The organism is Modestobacter sp. NPDC049651, assembly GCF_040659695.1.
Classification (GTDB): domain Bacteria; phylum Actinomycetota; class Actinomycetes; order Mycobacteriales; family Geodermatophilaceae; genus Modestobacter.
The window spans coordinates 284,793-303,169 of record NZ_JBFAOG010000004.1 but is presented as its reverse complement, the minus strand read 5'-3'; the positions used below and the strand labels follow the sequence as shown (position 1 = coordinate 303,169).

Below are 18,377 nucleotides of genomic sequence, written 5' to 3'. Positions count from 1 at the left end.
CCGCACTCCCCCGCCCACCGACTCCCGAGGAGCCGCATGTCCAGCGCGCCCACCGCCGCGCCGATCGTCCTGACCCGCCGCCGGATCAACCTGATCTTCTCGGCCCTGCTCGCCGGCATGCTGATGGCCGCGCTGGACCAGACGATCGTCTCCACCTCGATGCCCACGATCGTCGGCGACCTGGGCGGCGTCTCGCACATGGCGTGGGTGACCACCGCCTACCTGCTGGCCACCACCCTGGTGATGCCGGTCTACGGCAAGTTCGGCGACCTCTTCGGCCGCCGCACGCTGTTCCTGCTGGCCATCGGGCTGTTCACCGCGGCCAGCGTCGGCGCGGCGCTGTCACCGGACTTCACCTGGTTCGTGGTCTGGCGCGGCGTGCAGGGCCTCGGCGGCGGCGGGCTGATGATCCTGTCCCAGGCGATCATCGCCGACATCGTGCCGGCTCGGGAGCGGGCGAAGTACATGGGCCCGATCGGCGCGCTGTTCGGCCTGTCCGCGGTCGTCGGCCCGCTCGTCGGCGGGTTCTTCACCGACTCGTCGCTGGGCTGGCAGTGGTGCTTCTGGGTCAACGTGCCGGTCGGCGTCGCGGCCTTCGCGATCGGCTGGGCCACCCTCACGCTGCCGCGCAAGCGCAGCACCACCCCGCTGGACGTCGCCGGCATCGTGGCGCTGTCGGCGACCACCACCTGCCTGGTGCTCTTCTCCGACCTGGGCGGCAGCGAGGGCTGGGGCTCGTGGCAGGCGCTCACCCTGCTGGCCGGGTTCGTGGTCGCGGTGGCGGTCTTCATCGCCGTCGAGCGCCGGGCGGTCGAGCCGATCGTGCCGCTGTCGCTGTTCACCAACCGGACCTTCGTCGTCGCGACCGCGCTCGGCCTGGCCGTCGGGCTGGGCATGTTCTCCGCGATCGCGTTCATGCCGACCTACCTGCAGATGAGCTCGGGGCTGTCGGCCACCACCTCGGGCCTGCTCATGCTGCCGATGACCGTCGGCATCATCATCACCATCCAGGGCTCGGCCGGGTTCATCCAGCGCACCGGCCGCTACAAGGTGTTCACCGTCGCCGGCGTCGCGGTCATCCTCGCCGCGGTGGTCTGGATGACCACCCTGGCCGGCGGCACCTCGCTGTGGACCGTCGGCGCGATGTTCTTCGTGCTCGGGGCCGGGCTGGGGCTGATCATGCAGAACGTCGTGCTGGCCGCGCAGAACGCGGTGACCGCCGACCGGATCGGCACCGCCACCTCGACGAACAACTACTTCCGCGAGGTCGGCGCGACCCTCGGCGTCGCGGTGTTCGGCACGCTGTTCACCAGCCGGCTGGCCACCGAGCTGTCCGCGGCGCTGGCCGCGAACGGCGAGCAGGCGGTGCGGGCCGGGATCACCTCGCCGGACTCGCTCACCCCGGCGGCGGTCGACGCGGCCGGTGAACCGCTCCGGGCGGCGATCGTCGACGCCTACGCCGGCTCGCTGGCCCCGGTGTTCTGGTACCTGGTGCCGATCCTGGTCGTGGCGCTGCTGCTGTCGCTGGTGCTGAAGGAGGTCCCGCTGTCCGACGTCGCGGGCATGGTCGCCCGCGGCGAGGCGGTGGAGCGGGAGGAGGACCTGCCGGCGGCGGCTCCGGCGGTCCTCCCCGTGCCCTCCCCGGCGGACGACCGGGACGACGACCTGACCGACCGGGACGACGACCTGGACGACGCCCCGGTTCGCGCCTAGCGCCCGGGCCGGGCCCCCGCGCCGGCCAGCCCGATGCCGACGACCGTGACGTCGTCGGCGTCGGGCGGGTCCAGTGCCGCCAGCACCCGGTCGACCAGCTCCTGCGGCGGGAGCGACCCGGCCGCCGCACCCGCCGTCCGCAGCACCGCGAGCCCCGCGGAGAGGTCGGCGCCGCGCCGCTCCACCAGCCCGTCGCTGCACAGCACCAGCCGGTCGGCGGGCGTCAGGACCGTGCGGGTCTCCTCGAACCCGGCGTCGGGCAGCAGCCCCAGGGCCGGGCCGCGGTCGACGTCCAGCCAGCCGGCGCCCTCGGGGCCGACCCGCAGCACCGGCACGTGGCCGGCGGTCGCGACGGCGACCTCGCCGGTGGCCGGGTCGAGCTCGACGGCCACCAGGGTGGCCAGCTCGTCGGGCAGCAGCCGGGCGACGAGGTCGTTGAGCGCGCCGAGGGCGGCGGCCGGGCCGGCGTCGCGCAGCAGGGTGGCGCGCAGCGCGTGCCGCAGCTGGGCGGTGACCGCCGCCGCGGAGAGGCCGTGCCCCGCGACGTCGCCGAGCACCACGGCCACCCGGCCGCTGGGCAGCGGCACCACGTCGTACCAGTCACCCCCCACGACGTCCTGGGCGCTGGGCAGGTAGCGGGCCGCCAGGCTCAGGCCGGGGACCGGCGGCGGCGACTCCAGCAGCAGCGTGCGCTGCAGCGTCGCGGCGAGCCGGTCGTCCTCCTCCGCGCGGTCCAGCCGGGCGGTGGCGAGCGCGGCGGCCAGCGCGCGGGCGGCGTCCACCTCGTGCGGCCGCCACGGCTCGGCGGTGCCGCGCACCACCTCGCTCCACGCGGCGAACGACCGGCGTGGCGACAACCGCAGCGCCCCGTCGTCCTCGACCAGCTCCTTGGTGTGCGGGTCGCCGCCCCAGGTGACGGTCCGCAGCGTCTCGGGGCGGAACCAGGCGAGGAAGTCGCCGCGGCCGCCGCCGACCTCGACGGCGAGCACGCCGCTGGCGGTGCCCGCCACGTCGGCACCGTCGGGCATCACCCGCGGCACCCGGTCGGTGACCGGGGTGCCCGCGGCGAGCAGCTCGGCGACCAGCGCCGGCACCCGGTCGGCCGGCGGGGTGCTGCCCAGCAGGTGCAGCCGGCCGTCCAGCCGCACCGCGGCGCCGCCGGCGGGCAGCAGGTCCAGCACGGTGACCGGCCCGTCGACCAGCGCGGCGGCCGGCCGGCGCGGCGCCCGGCCCAGGGCGGCGGTGAGCCGGGCCTGCTGCCGGGCGACCGCCACCTGCTGGTCGCGGTCGCCGGTCTCCTGCACGGTGCGCAGCAGCAGGGAGGCGGTGCGGCCGAGGAACTCCGCCGCCGTCCGGTCGGTGGAGGAGGGCCGGTGCGCGCCGTCGTACTGGTGGCAGGAGATGAGCCCCCACAGCCGGCCGCGGTCGACCAGCGACACGGACATGGAGGCGACGACGCCCATGTTGGCCAGGTACTCCAGGTGCACCGGGGAGACGCTGCGCAGGACCGAGCCGGACAGGTCCAGCGGACCGCCGGTCAGCGGGTTGCCCGCGGGCTCGATCGGCACCGGGGTGTAGCGGGCGTCCGGGATGAGCCGCAGCCACTGGCGGGTGTACAGCTCACGGGCCTGGGCCGGGATGTCACCGGCCGGGTAGTGCAGGCCGAGGAACGGCTCCAGGTCGCCGCGGCGGTCCTCGGCGACGACCTCGCCGTTCCACTCCGGGTCGAACCGGTAGACCATCACCCGGTCGAAGCCGGTCAGCGCCCGCACGTCCCGGGCCAGGGCCGCGGTCAGCTCGTCGGTCGTCGTGCTCTGCGCCAGGCGGGCGAGGACGGCGGGCAGCCGGGCGTGCCAGCTCGCCGGCGCCTGCTCCGCACCGGCCAGCGGCTCCCACTCGCCGATCAGGAGCCCGCCGTTGCGGTGCAGCACCAGGTCGACCGGCTCGCCGCCCACCGTCTGGCGCAGCGGGTTCACCTCGGTCAGGTCGCCGGCCAGCCCCGCGCGCAGGGCGGCGAGGTCGCGGGCGTCCAGCAGGTCGGCGAGCGGGCGGCCGAGCACCGCGGCGCCGAACAGCCCGGGGCCGTTGGCCGAGGCGGCGACGACGACGAGGTCGGGCTCGGTGAGCGCCAGCAGCACGCCGTGCGGCTGCACCGCACCGGGGACGGCGATCGGCTCGTCGGCGCAGTGCTGCAGTGCCTCCTCGGTCACCCGGGAGGAGGTCGGGACGGTCATGCCGGCGACCCTACGGGCGGGTGTCGCGGCCGATCAGGTCGGTCGACGGGAGCACCGGCACCAGCCGGTCGATGGACAGCAGGCCGAAGACCAGCTGCACCGGGTGGTTGTCCGGCGGGCACACCACCTGCACGGCGGTGCCGACCGCGCCCGCGGCGCGCGCCGAGCGGACCACCTGCCGCACGCCGCTCGAGTCGAGGAACGTCGTCCCGCTCAGGTCGATGGCCAGCACCGCGGGCCGGTCGGCGAGCGCGGTGTCGACCGCCTCGGCCAGCTGCGGCGCGGTGAGCCCGTCCAGCTCCCCGTCGACGACCAGGACCGGGACCTCGCGCACCGACGTGTGCTGCACGCCGAACGACACGTGTCCCCCCTCCCGTGGTGAACTGGGACGTACCGGAGCGTAATGGGCCCGGATCTTGTGGAGGTGACCGACCGTGCAGATCAGCCTCTCCGTCGTCCTGCCGGGTGAGCCCGGCAGCGTGCCGGTCGCCCGCGCGCTCGTGCGCCAGGCCTGCGAGCAGCTGGGCGTCGAGCAGGCGGTCGCGGAGCGGGTCACCCTCGCGGTCGGCGAGCTCGCCGCCAACGCCGTCCGGCACACGGGGTCGCCGTCCTTCGAGGTCCGCGCCGAGCTCGACGGGCGGTCCGGCCGGTTCACCGTGCTCGACGACGGCCCCGGCCTCCCCGAGGAGGTCCCGACCCCCGGGCACGACGGCGGCCACGGCCTGACGATCGTGCGCGCGCTGGCCGACACCCTGGACGCCGGGCGCGGTCCCGACGGCCGGCACCGGGTGCGGATCACGATGCCGCTGACCGCCCGGGAGACCCTTCCCCGCTGAGGCTCAGACCCGCCGCGGGTCGACGTGCACCTTCGGGCCGGGGCCCGCGCCGGGCGGCCGCTCCCCCGCCAGCACGGCACCCGCCTCGGCCAGCCCCACCGTCGCCGCCACCAGCGGGCGCGGGTCGACCAGGCCGGCGGCGTAGGCCTCGATCGTGGCGGCCAGGCCCGGCGACGCCGACAGCACCCCGACCGCGGTGACGTCGGCGAGCACCAGGTCACGCGTGTCGACGAGGCTCGGGGTGCCGGCCAGCCCGATGCCGACCACCCGGCCGGCCGGCTCGACCAGCTCGAGCGCGCGGGCGGGCATCCCCGGTGCGGTGGTGGCGTCGACGACCGCGTCGAACGGCAGGCCGGGGAGGTCGTCGGCGGTCCACACGTGCGGGAGGCCCAGCGACCGGGCGACGTCCAGCGAGCCGTCGGGCAGGCCCAGCACGTGCACCTCGGCACCGGCGGCGCCGGCGAACAGCGCGGTCAGCAGCCCGATCGTGCCCGGGCCGCAGACCAGCACCCGGTCGCCGGCGCCGGCGCCGGTCGCCCGGGCGGCGCGCAGCGCGTTGCCGCCGGGCTCGACGAGGGCGCCGAGCTGCGCGTCGACGGTGCCGGGCAGCGCGTGCAGCGACGACGCCGGGACGGCGAGCTGCTCGGCCAGCGCCCCGGCCCGGCCACCGCGGATGCCGACCTCCTGCCGGTCGGCGCAGACGTGCTGGTGCCCGCGCCGGCAGCGTCGGCACGACCCGCAGCCGAGCATCGTGTCGCCGGTGACCCGCCGGCCCCGCCACCCGGGGTCGACGCCCGCGCCGACCGCGGACACGGTGCCGGCCCACTCGTGGCCCAGCCGCATCGGGTAGGCGGCGTGCCCCTGGTGCAGGTAGGCCATCTCGCCGGTCCAGAACTCGACGTCGGTGCCGCAGATGCCCACCCGCTCGACGTCGACGACCACCTCGCCGGGGGCGGCGACCGGCGGTGGCACCTCCTGCACGGCGCCCTCGCCCGGACCGGTCAGGACGAAGGCGCGCACCGGCGCATCCTCTCAGCCGGCCGTCCGGCGCCCGTGCAGCCGCAGCTTGGCCAGCAGGTCGGCCACCAGCAGCCGGTGGTCGACGTCGGTGAACACCCGGCGCCGCGGCTCCCCCGTGCTGGTGCTCGACGCGTCGTCCAGCGCGGTGACCAGCACCGGCGGGCTGTCGCCCAGCGGCCACACCTCGCCGAGCTGCACGAAGTCCGGGATCGGCAGTTCGAGGAACCGCTGCCAGAGCCACGCCCCGACCGCTCCGGCGCCGCCCAGGTCGGCCTCCAGCTCGGCGACCGAGCTCGTGCACCGGCGGTAGGTCTCCAGCGGGAACTGGTCGACCGCGAGCTCGGGGACGCCGAACACCTCGGCCGCCGCCCGCGGGTCGGTGTCCCGGTTGTACTCGGGGGCCGCCGGGTCCAGCGCACCACCGACCCACACCAGGGTGAACCGGCCGGCGACCTCCGGTGCCTGGCGCAGCGCCTGGGCCACGTTGGTCAGGGGCCCGCCGCAGACCACGAACAGCGGCAGGGGGTCGTCCCGGCGCGCCTCCGCGACGATCGCGTCGGCGGCAGCGGAGGTGGTGTCGCCGTCGCCGATCGGCACGTCGCAGCCGGCGGCGACCACCGGCTGCGGCCCGCCGACCAGCGCGACGAGCTCCCGGGCGAGCCGGGCGCCGGCGGCCGCGGTGCCCGCCGGCGGGCCGAAGACCGGGTTCAGCTGCGAGCTGGTCACCGCCTCCACCCGGTTCGCGGGGCTGAGCAGGTGGTGCGCCAGCGCGACCAGCCCGTCGGGGTCGCCGGCCCAGTCGTTGTCGACCACGACGCGGCAGCGGGGCCGGATGCGGAGGCCGCTCACGCGTCGTCCCGCCCGGTGTAGCGGAACGAGCGGACGACGAGCGAGCCGGCCGAGCACCAGACGCCGAGCAGCCGGCCGGTCATGCCCCCGGCGACCTCGGTGGAGACGTACCGGCCGTCCAGCCGGCCGAGCTCGGTGAACACCTCGTCCCGGCCGACGACGCCGGCCACCAGCTGGTCGGGGCCGAGCGCGGTCGAGGAGAAGTGCCCCTCGGCCGGCACGGCCCGCACCTCCAGGACGACGTCGCCCGCGGGCACCGTCACCTCGCCCAGCAGCGACCGCAGCGCCCCGACCTGGGCGACCGCGCGGACGACGTCCCCGGCCACCTGCAGGTCGAGGTGGTGGCGGGCGTCGATGCGCACCGTCAGCCCGCCCACGCCGCCGGCCGCGTCGACCACCGCGCGGGCAGAGCAGTGCAGGTGCTCCTGCCGCCGCCCGGCGAAGGCGAGGTCCTCCGCCGCCGGGTCGGCGTCGACCGCGGTCAGCCGCCAGCCGCCCTCGCCGCGGGTAAGCACGTCGCCGGGGAAGCGGCGCGGCGCCACCCACGACGCCGGCAGCACCGCGCCGGCCAGCTCCTCGACGTCGACCGGGTCGTCCGGCGGGGTCAGCCAGGCACCGAGCCGCGGCCAGCCGTCCTCCCAGACCACCTCGGCGGCGAAGGTCTCCCGGCCCAGCACGTGGAACTCCGGGCTGGTGCCGCGCGGGCGCACGCCGTGGAAGACGATCGCCCAGCTGCCGTCGGGGCGCTGCACGAGGTCGGCGTGCCCGGTGTTCTGCACCGGGGAGCCGGTGCCGCGGGCGGTGAGCAGCGGGTTGGCCGGGCCGGGCTCCCACGGGCCCTGCGGTGAGGGGCCGCGGGCGATCGTCACCGCGTGCCCGCGCTCGGTGCCGCCCTCGGCGATGAGCAGGTACCAGGTGTCGCCCACCCGGTACAGGTGCGGGCCCTCCGGGAACTTGCCGCCGGTGCCCTGCCACAGCGGCCGCCGCTCGGTGAGCGCCGCGCCGGTGGCGGGGTCGACCGCCTGCTGCACCAGCCCGGCCGGGCCACCCGCGCCGAACCCGGCGTAGGAGACCAGCAGCGTGCCGTCGTCGTCCCAGGCGAGGTCGGGGTCGATGCCGCGCACCCCGGGCATCCGCACCGGCTCGGACCACTCCCCCAGCGGGTCCTCCGCGGTCACCAGCGTCTGCCAGCCGCCGTCGGCCAGGTTGGTGGTGACCAGCCAGAACCGGCCGTGGTGGTGGCGGATCGTGCACGCGGTGATGCCGCCGGAGCCGGGCGCCGCCGACACGTCCAGCTGGGACGGCCGGGCCAGCACGTGCCCGACCTGCTCCCAGCGCTCCAGGTCAGGAGAGCGGTACAGCGGCACGCCGGGGGCGTACTCGAAGCTCGAGTGCACCATCCAGTACGTGTCGCCCACCCGGCAGACGCTCGGATCCGGGTGGAAGCCGGGGACGACGGGACGGGCGGTCACGAGTGCGCCTCCGGGTCGAAGAACAGCGCGGGCTTCTCCACCGGCGCCGGCACGGTGATCGTCCGCTCGAACAGGTGCCGACCGGAGCCGACCTCGAGCACGTCGCCGCCGTCGGGCAGCGCGACCTCCGCGGTGGTGTTCGGCGGCACGGTCAGCTCCAGCGCGAACGCGTCGCCCGCCACCGTCCAGGACACCGCGGCCGGGCCGTACGGCGTCTCGTGGGTGGCCGCCGCCGAGCTGATCCCGGGCCCGGGGCGGGGCGCGACCCGCAGCCGCCGGTAGCCGGGAGCGGCCGGGGCGAGGCCGGCGACGGTCCGGTGCAGCCAGTCGGCGACCGCACCGAGCGCGTAGTGGTTGAACGACGTCATCTCGCCGGGGTTGATGCTCCCGTCCGGGAGCATGGAGTCCCAGCGCTCCCAGATCGTCGTCGCGCCCATCGTCACCGGGTAGAGCCACGACGGGCACTCACGCTGCAGCAGCAGCTCGTACGCGGTGGCAAGCTCGCCGGCGGAGGTGAGCGCGTCGTTGACCAGCGGCGTGCCGAGGAAGCCGGTCGCGATGCGGAAGTCGTCCTTGAGCACCTGCTCGGCGAGCAGCCGGCCGGCCTCCTCCCGTTGCTCCGGCGTCAGCAGGTCGAACTCCAGCGCCAGCGCGTACGCCGTCTGCGACGGGTAGGCGACCCGCCCGTTCGGGGTCACGTACTCCGCGCGGAACCGCTCGGCGGCCCGCTCGGCGAGATCGGCGAACCGGGCGCCGTCCCGGCCGAGCACCTCGGCGGCCTGCGCGACGGTGCGGGCCGAGCGGGCCAGGTACGCCGTCGCCACGCACTGCCACGGGGTGCGCGCGGCGGCCGGGTTGTCGGGGGGCGCCGCGGCGTCCAGCCAGTCGCCGAAGGAGAACCCACCCCCGGGGAAGTCGAGGTCGCCCCCGGCGCGCGCGGCGAAGGCGTCGATCCAGGCCACCATGCTGTCCCACTGACCGGCGAGCAGCCCGGCGTCCCCGGTGCGCTGGTACAGCACCCACGGGACGACGACGGCGGCGTCCCCCCAGCCGACGTCGGCCTGCATCGGGATGGGCATGAACTGCAGGAAGGGCACGTAGGGGGGCACGACCCCGCCGTGGTCGCGCAGCTGCTCCGCGGACAGGTCGGCCAGCCAGGAGCGCAGCATGCCCGCGGTGTCGTAGAGGAACGCCGCGGTGGGGGCGAACACCTGGATGTCCCCCGTCCAGCCCAGCCGCTCGTCGCGCTGCGGGCAGTCCGTCGGCAGGTCCAGGAAGTTGCCGCGCATGCCCCACACGACGTTCTCGTGCAACCGGCTGACGTCCGGGTCGGAGCAGGTGAAGGTGCCGGTGCGGCGGAGGTCGGTGTGCAGCACCACCGCCTCCAGCGCGTCGGGGGTCAGCTCGCCGGGCCAGCCGGTGACCTCCGCGTACCGGAAGCCGTGGAAGGTGAAGCGCGGCTCCCAGGTGCGCGGACCGCGCCCGTCCAGGACCACGACGTCGGTCGCTCGCGCCGCCTTCAGCGGGCGGGTGCCCAGCTCCCCGTGCTCGAGCACCTCGGCGTGCCGGACGGTGACCTCCGTGCCGGCCGGCGCATCGGGCAACGTGAACCGGATCCGGCCGACCAGGTTCTGACCGAAGTCGACCAGCAGCGCGCCGGACGGGGACCGGGTGATCGCCTGCGCCGGCACGGTCCCGGTGCGGCGCACCGGCGGGCCGGTCGGCGCGGTGAGGGTGGCGGTGTCGAGGCTGCCCACCTCGACCGCCACCCAGCCGGTGTCGTCGAAGCCGGGCGCCGACCAGCCGGGCAGCTCGCGGCGCAGGTCGGCGGTCTCGCCGGAGTACAGCCCCGAGGTGCGGGTGGGGCCCTCGGTCGTGGCCCGCCAGGCCGGGTCGGTGGTCAGCACGGTGCGGGTGCCGTCGGGGTGGTCCACCTCCAGCTGGAGCAGCAGCCCGGTGCGGTCGCCGTACCAGGTGCGCCCGCGGGTGAAGCCGACGTACCCGGCGAACCACCCCTCCGCCAGGTGCGCGCCGAGCACGTTCGCGCCCTCGGACAGCAGGTCGGTGACGTCGGACGTCGAGTACCGCAGCCGGTGCCGGTAGCTGGTCCACCCCGGCGCGAGCACGGAGTCGCCGACCCTCGTCCCGTTCAGCTCCGCCTCGTAGACGCCCTGCGCGGTCGCGTACAGCCGGGCCCGGGCGACCGGGCGGTCGAGGGTGAACTCCCGGCGGAGCAGCGCGACCGCCTCCTCCCGGGCGCCGGTGAGCTGCGGCTGGACCAGCTGCGCCGTCCAGTCCGCCGGCGAGAGCAGCCCCGCCTCGACGACGACCTCGTCGCTCCAGGCCGAGGGCTCGCCGTCGGCCGTCCCCCACACCCGGACGCGCACGGTGCGCCGCTCCCGGCTGGTCAGCGGCGGCGCGCCCCACGGCACGAGCACCGACTCGGCCGAGTCGACCCGGCCGGACGACCACGTCCCGACCTCGAGCTCGTAGGCCGCCTGCCGCCAGTCCGGCAGCTCGGTGGCCGTCACCCAGGACAGCCGCGGCGTGGCCTCGCCGATGCCGAGCGGCTCCCGGTGGTGCTCGACGGTGACGGGCCGGACCCTCACGTCGCTCACCGCAGGTGGTCCACGAGGTACTGCACCGACCGGTCGACGATCGCGTCGACGTCGTCGTGGCCGAGCCAGATGTGGCCCGCGCCCTCGACCGGCTCGAAGGTCACCGGGGCGCCGGCGGCCGCCAGCGCAGCGTGCAGCTGCTCGCTCTGCGCGCAGGGCACCAGCCAGTCGCCGGTGCCGTGCAGGAGCAGGAACGGCGGGGCGCCGGCCGTCACGTGGTTCACCGGGCTGGCGTCGGCCAGGGTGTCGCCGGTGAGCCCGCGCAGCAGGTGGTCCTCCGGCGGGGTGCGCATCTCCGCCGGCAGCAGCGCGGCGATCTCCGGCGGCGGCGCCTGCCGCGGCATGGTCTCCAGGTCGGCGAGGCCGTACCAGTCGACGACGACGTCGACCGCGCTGGACGGGCCCGCGACGCCGTGCGTCCCCTCCAGGTCGGCGCGGTGGCCGGTGAGGCCGAGCAGCGCGGCGACGTGTCCGCCGGCCGACTCGCCCCACGCGCCGACCCGGGTGGTGTCGACGCCGAGCTCACCGGCGTGCGCCCGCAGGTACCGGACGGCGGCCTTCGCGTCGTGCAGCTGCGCAGGGAACGGCGCCTCGAGCGCGTGCCGGTAGTCGATGGAGGCCACCGCCAGCCCGGCGGCCAGCAGCGCCTCGAAGACCTGGCCCGGCCGCAGCGTCTCCGGCAGGTACCGGCGGTCGCCCATCATGAACGCCCCGCCGTGCACGTAGACCACCAGCGGCGCCGGCGCGGCCGTGCCGGGCACCCACACGTCCAGCTGCAGCGGTCGGTAGCCGAACGCGACCGCGTAGGTGAGGCCGGCGAAGTGCCGCGCCCCGTCCGGGCGCCGGGTCGGCTCGTGCGGCGGGAGGAAGCGGGCGGGGCCGGCCCACTCCACGGTCTCGGCGGTCATCGGAGGCTCTTCTCGAGGGTGCGGACGGTGGTGGTGAACGCGTGCTCGCCGGGTCCGGCGGAGCGGGTGGTGCCGTCGGGCAGGACGACGGTCGCCTCGGCGCCGGCCGGGACGACGACCCGCAGGTGCAGCTCGCCGTCCGCGATCGACCAGGCCGACTCGATGCGGCCGTAGGGCGACTCGTGCGCCGCCTCCGCCCGGGTCAGCCCGCCGCCGGGGCGGGGCTCGACCCGGAACCGGCGCCAGGCGGGCTCGAGCCGTTGCAGCCCGGCGGTGTACCGGTGCAGGAAGGAGACGACCGCGCCCTTGGAGTAGTGGTTGAGCGAGTCGTGCGGCACGTCGTCGGCGTCGACGCCGTCCCAGTCCTCCCAGACGGTGGTGCCGCCGCGGTCGACCATCACCAGCCAGCCCGGGGCGGTGTCCTGCAGCAGCAGCTCGTAGGCGACGTCCAGGTGGCCGGCGTCGGCGAGCACCGGCAGCAGGTGCGGCGTGGCGAGGAAGCCGGTGCCCAGGTGGGTGCCGGCGGCGCGGACCAGCTCGACCAGCCGCTCGGCCACCCCCGGGCGCAGCTCGGCGGGCACCAGGTCGAAGGCCAGCGCCCGCACGTGGTCGGCCTGGGTGTCCGACGCCAGCCGGCCGTCCTCGGTGAGGTACTCGGCCTGCCAGGCCGAGCGCACCGCGGCGGCGAGCCCCGCGTACCGGTCGGCGTCGGTGTCCCGGCCGAGCACCGCGGCGATGCGCGCGGCGAGCCCGGCGCTGTGCGCCAGGTACGCCGTGGCGACGACGCCCTTGTCGGCGCGCGCGAACGCGTCCAGCGGACCGGGGTCGCTGCCGGGTTCGAGCCACTCGCCCCAGTGGAAGCCGGTGTCCCAGAGGAACCGCTCGTGCGGCGCCGGCCGTGGGCGGCGGGCCACCCGGTCGGGGTGCCGCTGCTCGCGGGCGGTGCGCTCGGCGCGGTCGAGCCAGGCGGTGATCGTCGGCCACAGCTCGGCGAGCACCTGCTCGTCGCCGTAGGCGCGGTACAGCTCCCAGGGCACCAGCACCGCGGCGTCGCCCCAGCCGGCCGAGCCGTTGAGGAAGGCGATCGGCCCCTCCCGCCCCTCGGCCCGCGGGCAGGGGCTGATGTTGGCCACCGTCCCGTCGGGCCACTGGTCGGCGGCGACGTCGCGCAGCCACTTGGTGGCGAACCCGGCGACGTCGAAGAGGAACGCGGCCGTCGGTGCGAAGAGCCCGAAGTCCCCGGTCCAGCCGTGCCGCTCGCGGTGCGGGCAGTCGGTCGGGATGTCGCAGGCGTTGTCGCGGAAGCTCCACACCGCCGCCTCGTGGAACCGGTCGACCCGCGGGTCGCTGCTGCGGAACCAGCCGGTGCGCCGCAGGTCGGTGTGCACCACGACACCGCGGACGTCGTCGGCGGTCAGCGGGCCGGGGTGGCCCTCGATGCGGGCGTACCGGAACCCGTGCGTGGTGCGCCGCGGCTCGAACACGTCGCCGGGCACCCCGGCCGAGACCACCACGTCGACCTGGCCGGCGGGCAGCGGGTGCGGGAGGAACGGCACGGCGGGCCGCAGGTGGTCGGTGGTCAGGTCGCCGTCGGGGCCGAGCCACTCCCCGTGGGTGAGGGTGAGCTCGGTGCCGGCGGGCCCGAGGTCGGTGAGCCGCAGCCAGCCGTTGACGTTCTGCCCGAGGTCGACCAGGTGCCGCCCGGGCATCAGCTCGGTCACCGCGGCCGGGACCAGCTCCTGCACCCGGCGCACCGGGGGCGCGGGCGAGTCGACCAGTCCGGCGTAGCCGTGCTGGACGACGGCCACCGCCTCCCAGCCGGTGTCGTCGTCGAAGCCGGGGGTGTCCCAGCCGCGCGGGAGCCGGCCGAGGTCCCACCGCTCGCCCTCGATCAGGTCGGCGGCGACCACGTGCCCGGCCGCGCTGCGCCAGTCACTGCCGGAGCCGACCACCGAGACGCTGCCGTCGTCGTGCACCAGGTGCAGCTGGGCGAGCAGCGCGAGCCGGGTGCCCCACTGGTCGGCGGAGCGGGTGATGCCGGTCTGACCGCGGAACCAGCCGTCGGCGAGGACGACGCCCAGCGCGTTGCGCCCCTCGCGCACCGCCGCGGTGACGTCGACCGTCTGCACCTGCAGCCGGGCGTCGTACTGCGTGTACCCCGGGGTGAGCTCGGCGTCCCCGGCCCGCTGCCCGTTGAGGAACGCCTCGTACAGGCCCTGGGCGGTGGCGTGCAGCCGCGCGGCGACCACCGGCCGCGGCACCTCGAACTCCAGGCGCAGCAGCGCGGCCGGCCGGTGCCCCGCGGGCCCGTCGGGCATGGTGCCCGGCTCGATCCAGGCGGCCTGCCAGTCCTCGGCCCACAGCAGCCCGGTCTCGAACCAGGCCGGCTCCGACCGCGGGCTCTCCCCCAGGTCGGTGCGCACCTGCACCTGCCACGCGACCCGCTGCCCGGAGGTCAGCGGCGGGCCGGCGTAGGGCACCAGCAGGCTGCGGCTGGAGTGCACCCAGGCGGAGTCCCAGCCGTTGTCGGCGGTGATCCGGTACTCCTGCTGCTCCCGGGCGCCGGCCGGCAGCCGCCACGACAGCCGGGGCGCCGTCGTCCGGATGCCCAGCGCCTCGTCCAGGTGCTCGACCCGCAGTCCGGTCGGTGCCGTGCTCACAACGACGGGACGCGGTCGGCGTGGTGGCACGCCGCCCGCGAGTCGCCGACGGGCCGCAGCGGCGGGCGCTGCTGCACGCACACGTCGGTGGCCAGGGGGCAGCGCGGCACGAACGGGCAGCCGGTCGCCGACGGCGCCGCCGCGCCCGCCGTCCCGAAGCCGGCGGACTCGCGGGCCGCCCGCCGGGCGGCCTGCTCGGCCGGGCGCGGCACCGGCGCCGCCGCGGTCAGCGCCACCGTGTACGGGTGGCGGGGCTGCTCACCGACGGCGTCCGCGGGGCCGGCCTCCATCACCTGGCCGCGGTAGAGCACGACCGTCCGCTGGGACAGGAACCGCACCACCCCGAGGTCGTGCGCGATGAACAGGAACGACAGCCCGCGCTGGTCGCGCAGGTCGGCGAGCAGGTTGAGCACCGTGGCCTGGGTGGACAGGTCCAGCGCGGACACCGGCTCGTCCAGGACGACGACCTTCGGGTCGCACACCAGCGCCCGGGCGATCGCGATGCGCTGGCGCTGCCCACCGGAGAACTGGGCGGGGTACCGGTCGGCAGCGTCCGGGGGCAGCCCGACCGACGCGAGCGCGGCCCGGGCGCGCTGCGCCGCGTCGGGCCCGCGCACGCCGAGCAGCCGCAGCGGCTCGACCAGCGTCTGGCCGATGGTGCGGGCCGGGTTGAGCGAGGAGTACGGGTCCTGGAAGACCACCCGCAGGTCGGCGACCGTGCGGCTGCGCTGCTTGAGCGACATCGCGGTGACGTCCTGCCCGTGCAGCCGCACGGTGCCGGCGGTCACCTTCTGCAGGCCGAGCACGGCCTTGCCGATCGTCGACTTGCCCGAGCCGGACTCCCCGACCAGGCCGAGCGTCTCGCCCGGCGCGATGTCGAAGCTGACGCCGTCGACCGCCGGCGCCGCGTTCCGGGCCTTCCGGCCCGAGCCGTAGCGGACGACGAGGTCGCGCACCTCGAGGGCCGGCGTGGTGGTCTGCGCGGGCGGGGAGACGGCGGCGGCGGTCATCGGGAGGCTCCGGCGGTGGGCAGGGGCGGGGTGGGTGGGGTGAGCGTGGACGCCGCGGGGGCCGGCACCGTCTCGGCGCCGACGGCGACAGCGCCCCAGCGGGCCCCGGACAGCTCGGCCGCACGGATGCACAGCACCGTGCCGTCGCCGTGCGCCGGGAGCGCCGGGAAGGGGGTGGTGCACTGCTGCTGGGCGAACTGGCAGCGGCCGGCGAACCGGCAACCGGTCGGCCAGGACCCCGGCGGTGGCACGGTGCCGGCGATCGAGGCCAACCGCACCGGCACGGGCTCGCCCGCCGGCACGTGCGGGTTCGCCGCGAGCAGCGCCATCGCGTACGGGTGGGCCGGCTCGTCGAGCACGCCGGCGGCGGTGCCGGACTCCACGACCGCGCCGGCGTACATGACGGCGACGTCGTCGCAGATGTCGGCGACCACGCCGAGGTCGTGGCTGACGACCACCACCGACAGCCCGGTGTCGCGGACCAGCGCCCGCAGCAGGCTGAGGATCTCCGCCTGCACGGTGACGTCGAGCGCGGTGGTCGGCTCGTCGGCGACGAGCAGCTTCGGCTCGCCGGTGAGTGCCAGCGCGATGGCGACGCGCTGGGCCATGCCGCCGGAGAGCTGGTGCGGGTGGCTCGCGAGCACCCGCTCGGCGTCGACGATGCCCACGTTGCGCAGCAGCTCCGCGGCGATCCGGCGGGCCTCGCCGCGGCCGGCACCGCGGAACCGGCGGATCGGCTGCACGAGCTGGTACTCGACGGAGAACATCGGGTCCAGCGCGACCATCGGCTCCTGGGAGATCATCGCGATCTCCCGGCCACGGACGGCGTTGAGCTCCTTCTCCGGCAGATCGGCCAGGTCGCGGCCCTGCCAGAGGATCACCCCGCCGGAGACGGAGACCCCGTCGGGCAGCAGGCCCAGCAGCGACCGGGCGGTCATCGTCTTCCCGCAGCCGGACTCCCCGACCAGGCCGAGCACCCGCCCCGGCCGCAGCGCGAACGAGACGCCGCTGACCAGCTGGGGTCCGCCGTCGACGGAGACGCTGAGGTCGCGGACCTCCAGCACGTTCGCCGGGTCCGCGGGAGCGGCCGCCGCGGCGGCGGTGCGCAGCGGGGCGCGGCGGCGGGCGCGGGGGCGCTCGTCCCGGCCCGCGGCCTTCCCGGCGAGCGCGTCGGCGAGCTCGTTGGCCGCGACGACGGTGAGCGCGAGCACCAGGCCGGTGGGCACCAGCAGCCACGGGTCGTCGTAGATGTGCTTCGACGCGTCCTGGATCATGAAGCCCCAGCTGGGCTGCGGCTCCGAGGGGCCGAAGCCGAGGAAGGCGAGCCCGGCGTTGATCAGCAGGCCGATGCCGAACAGCTGCGCGGCCTGGACGGCGATGACGGTCGCCATCGACGGCAGCACGTGCACCACGTTGACCCGCAGCGAGCCGAGGCCGTTGACCCGCGCGGCGTCGACGTACAGCCGCTGGCGCACCGACTGGGCGACCCCGAGCATGACCCGGTAGACGGCGGCGGAGATCAGCACGCCCAGGGCGGCCATCACGATGTACATCCGGCTGCCGATCACGCCGATCAGCGCCAGCAGGATGATCGTGCTGGGCAGCGCGAGGAACACCTCGGTGACCCGGCTGATCACCTGCTCGACCCGCTTGCCCCGCTCGGCGGCGATCAGCGCGAGCGGCAGGCCGATCGCGAAGGCGACCAGCACGGTGAGCGCCGCGGACAGCAGCGGCTCGGCGCCGGCGGTGGCGATCCGGCTGAGCACGTCGCGGCCGGTGGGGTCGGTGCCCAGCAGGTGCGCACCCGAGGGCAACGCGAGCCGGTGGTCCAGGTCCTGCTCGTCGACGGCGTAGGGCCGCCACAGCGGCGCGGTGAACGACGCGACGACCACGACGACCAGCCACGCCGCGCCGAGGGCGCCGCCGGGCCGGCGGAGGAACCCGGGCACGCCGCGCCGGCGCTGCGCCGGCGGGACGGGCTCGGTCGGCGCGGCCTCGGCCGCGATCGTGTCCGCGTCGGGCAGGGGGAGCACGCTCATGCGGCACGCACCTTCGGGTCCAGCGCTGCGACCAGCAGGTCCAGCAGCAGGTTGGTGACGACGACGACCACGGTCGCGACCACGACCACGCCGATCAGCGCCGGGAAGTCGTGCGCGGAGACGGCGGCCTGGCTGGCCTGGCCGAGGCCCGGCAGCGCGAAGAGGTTCTCGATGATCACCGAGCCGCCGAACAGCGCGATGAACTGGATGCCGAGCACCGAGACCACCGGCACGCTGGCGTAGCGCAGCGCGTGCACGTAGCGGATCCGCCACGGCGGGGTGCCCAGCGCCCGCAGCGTGCGGATGTGCTCCTGACCGAGCGCGTCGCGCATGCCGGCGTTGGCGGTCCGCGCCACGATCGCCGCGCCGCCGACGGCCAGGGTGAGCACCGGCAGCACCAGGCTCTGGAACCAGCCCACCGGGTCGTCGGTGAAGTTGACGTAGCCGGTGGCCGGCAGCCAGCCCAGCTGCAGGGAGATGACGTAGACCAGCAGGATGCCGACCCAGAACGCGGGAAGGGAGAGGGCCACGCCGCTGCTGGAGGTGATGGCCTTGCCGAATCGGCCGCCGCGCACCGCGGCGGTGACCCCGACGACGACGCCGACGACGCCGGACAGCAGCGTGGCGAACAGCGCGATGAAGCCGGTGACCGGCAGCCGGGTGGCCAGGTCGGTGGCGATCGACCGGTTGTCGATCAGCGAGGTGCCGAGGTCACCGCGGACGAGGTGACCCAGGTAGTCGACGAACTGGGTGACCAGCGGCCGGTCCCAGCCGAGCTCGTGGTTCTTGGCGGCGATCGCCTCGGGGGTGCCGCTGGGGCCGAGGGCCACGGCGCCGGGGCTGCCGTCCGCGGAGTGCACCAGCAGGAAGCTGATCACCACCGCGGCGAGCACCGTGCCGACCGCCATGGCCAGCCGGCGGGCGATGTATGCGGGCATGTCGGGTTCTTCCCTCGCAGGGCCGGGACGGGGCGGGCCGGTGACCGCGGGGTGCCGCGGCCACCGGCCAGGAGCGAGCC

The 18,377-nt window shown here is 76.2% G+C and carries 13 protein-coding genes; 2 read left to right on the top strand and 11 right to left on the bottom strand.

Translation table 11 applies throughout. The features are described 5' to 3' along the window. Positions 1–36 precede the first annotated feature (36 nt). A complete protein-coding gene (locus tag AB0J00_RS08795) occupies positions 37–1,713 on the top strand; it encodes an MDR family MFS transporter (protein WP_357743149.1) in 1,677 nt (558 codons plus the stop codon). On the opposite strand, the gene AB0J00_RS08790 is transcribed toward AB0J00_RS08795, so the two are convergent. Both AB0J00_RS08790 and AB0J00_RS08785 read right to left on the bottom strand, forming a co-directional pair. Beyond that, positions 1,710–3,947 carry a SpoIIE family protein phosphatase gene (locus AB0J00_RS08790; protein ID WP_357743146.1) on the bottom strand — a complete coding sequence of 746 codons (2,238 nt, stop codon included), beginning with the start codon at positions 3,945–3,947 and terminating at the stop codon, positions 1,710–1,712. The genes AB0J00_RS08795 and AB0J00_RS08790 overlap by 4 nt on opposite strands. Positions 3,948–3,957: 10 nt before the next feature. Next, a complete protein-coding gene (locus tag AB0J00_RS08785) occupies positions 3,958–4,308 on the bottom strand; it encodes an STAS domain-containing protein (RefSeq protein ID WP_357743144.1) in 351 nt (116 codons plus the stop codon). Between the two features lie 73 nt (positions 4,309–4,381). Here AB0J00_RS08785 and AB0J00_RS08780 point away from each other — a divergent pair, with 73 nt between their 5' ends. After that, on the top strand, positions 4,382–4,783 hold the full coding sequence (locus AB0J00_RS08780; RefSeq protein ID WP_357743141.1) for an ATP-binding protein: 402 nt from the start codon (positions 4,382–4,384) through the stop codon (positions 4,781–4,783). A 3-nt stretch (positions 4,784–4,786) separates the two neighbouring features. On the opposite strand, the gene AB0J00_RS08775 is transcribed toward AB0J00_RS08780, so the two are convergent. The 9 genes from AB0J00_RS08775 to AB0J00_RS08735 are packed head-to-tail and all read right to left on the bottom strand — an operon-like array spanning position 4,787 to position 18,297. Beyond that, complete coding sequence (locus AB0J00_RS08775) at positions 4,787–5,803, bottom strand: alcohol dehydrogenase catalytic domain-containing protein (RefSeq protein WP_357743139.1); 1,017 nt, start codon at positions 5,801–5,803, stop codon at positions 4,787–4,789. A gap of 12 nt (positions 5,804–5,815) precedes the next feature. Beyond that, positions 5,816–6,652 carry a nucleoside hydrolase gene (locus AB0J00_RS08770; RefSeq protein WP_357743136.1) on the bottom strand — a complete coding sequence of 279 codons (837 nt, stop codon included), beginning with the start codon at positions 6,650–6,652 and terminating at the stop codon, positions 5,816–5,818. Further along, positions 6,649–8,124, bottom strand: coding sequence for a family 43 glycosylhydrolase (locus AB0J00_RS08765; RefSeq protein ID WP_357743134.1), 1,476 nt, complete (start codon positions 8,122–8,124; stop codon positions 6,649–6,651). The genes AB0J00_RS08770 and AB0J00_RS08765 overlap by 4 nt, the downstream gene beginning before the upstream one ends. Further along, positions 8,121–10,733: a glycoside hydrolase family 78 protein gene (locus tag AB0J00_RS08760; RefSeq protein ID WP_357743132.1), complete on the bottom strand. Its 2,613-nt coding sequence runs from the start codon at positions 10,731–10,733 to the stop codon at positions 8,121–8,123. Before AB0J00_RS08760 ends, AB0J00_RS08765 begins: the two co-directional genes overlap by 4 nt. A 5-nt stretch (positions 10,734–10,738) precedes the next feature. Continuing rightward, on the bottom strand, positions 10,739–11,650 hold the full coding sequence (locus tag AB0J00_RS08755; RefSeq protein WP_357743129.1) for an alpha/beta hydrolase: 912 nt from the start codon (positions 11,648–11,650) through the stop codon (positions 10,739–10,741). Beyond that, positions 11,647–14,310, bottom strand: a complete 2,664-nt coding sequence (locus tag AB0J00_RS08750; RefSeq protein ID WP_357743126.1) for a family 78 glycoside hydrolase catalytic domain — start codon at positions 14,308–14,310, stop codon at positions 11,647–11,649. Before AB0J00_RS08750 ends, AB0J00_RS08755 begins: the two co-directional genes overlap by 4 nt. Then, a complete protein-coding gene (locus AB0J00_RS08745) occupies positions 14,307–15,320 on the bottom strand; it encodes an oligopeptide/dipeptide ABC transporter ATP-binding protein (protein ID WP_357743123.1) in 1,014 nt (337 codons plus the stop codon). The genes AB0J00_RS08750 and AB0J00_RS08745 overlap by 4 nt, the downstream gene beginning before the upstream one ends. Further along, positions 15,317–17,359, bottom strand: coding sequence for a dipeptide/oligopeptide/nickel ABC transporter permease/ATP-binding protein (locus AB0J00_RS08740; RefSeq protein WP_357743120.1), 2,043 nt, complete (start codon positions 17,357–17,359; stop codon positions 15,317–15,319). Before AB0J00_RS08740 ends, AB0J00_RS08745 begins: the two co-directional genes overlap by 4 nt. After that, a complete protein-coding gene (locus AB0J00_RS08735) occupies positions 17,356–18,297 on the bottom strand; it encodes an ABC transporter permease (RefSeq protein ID WP_357743117.1) in 942 nt (313 codons plus the stop codon). The genes AB0J00_RS08740 and AB0J00_RS08735 overlap by 4 nt, the downstream gene beginning before the upstream one ends. Between the last annotated feature and the right edge of the window lie 80 nt (positions 18,298–18,377).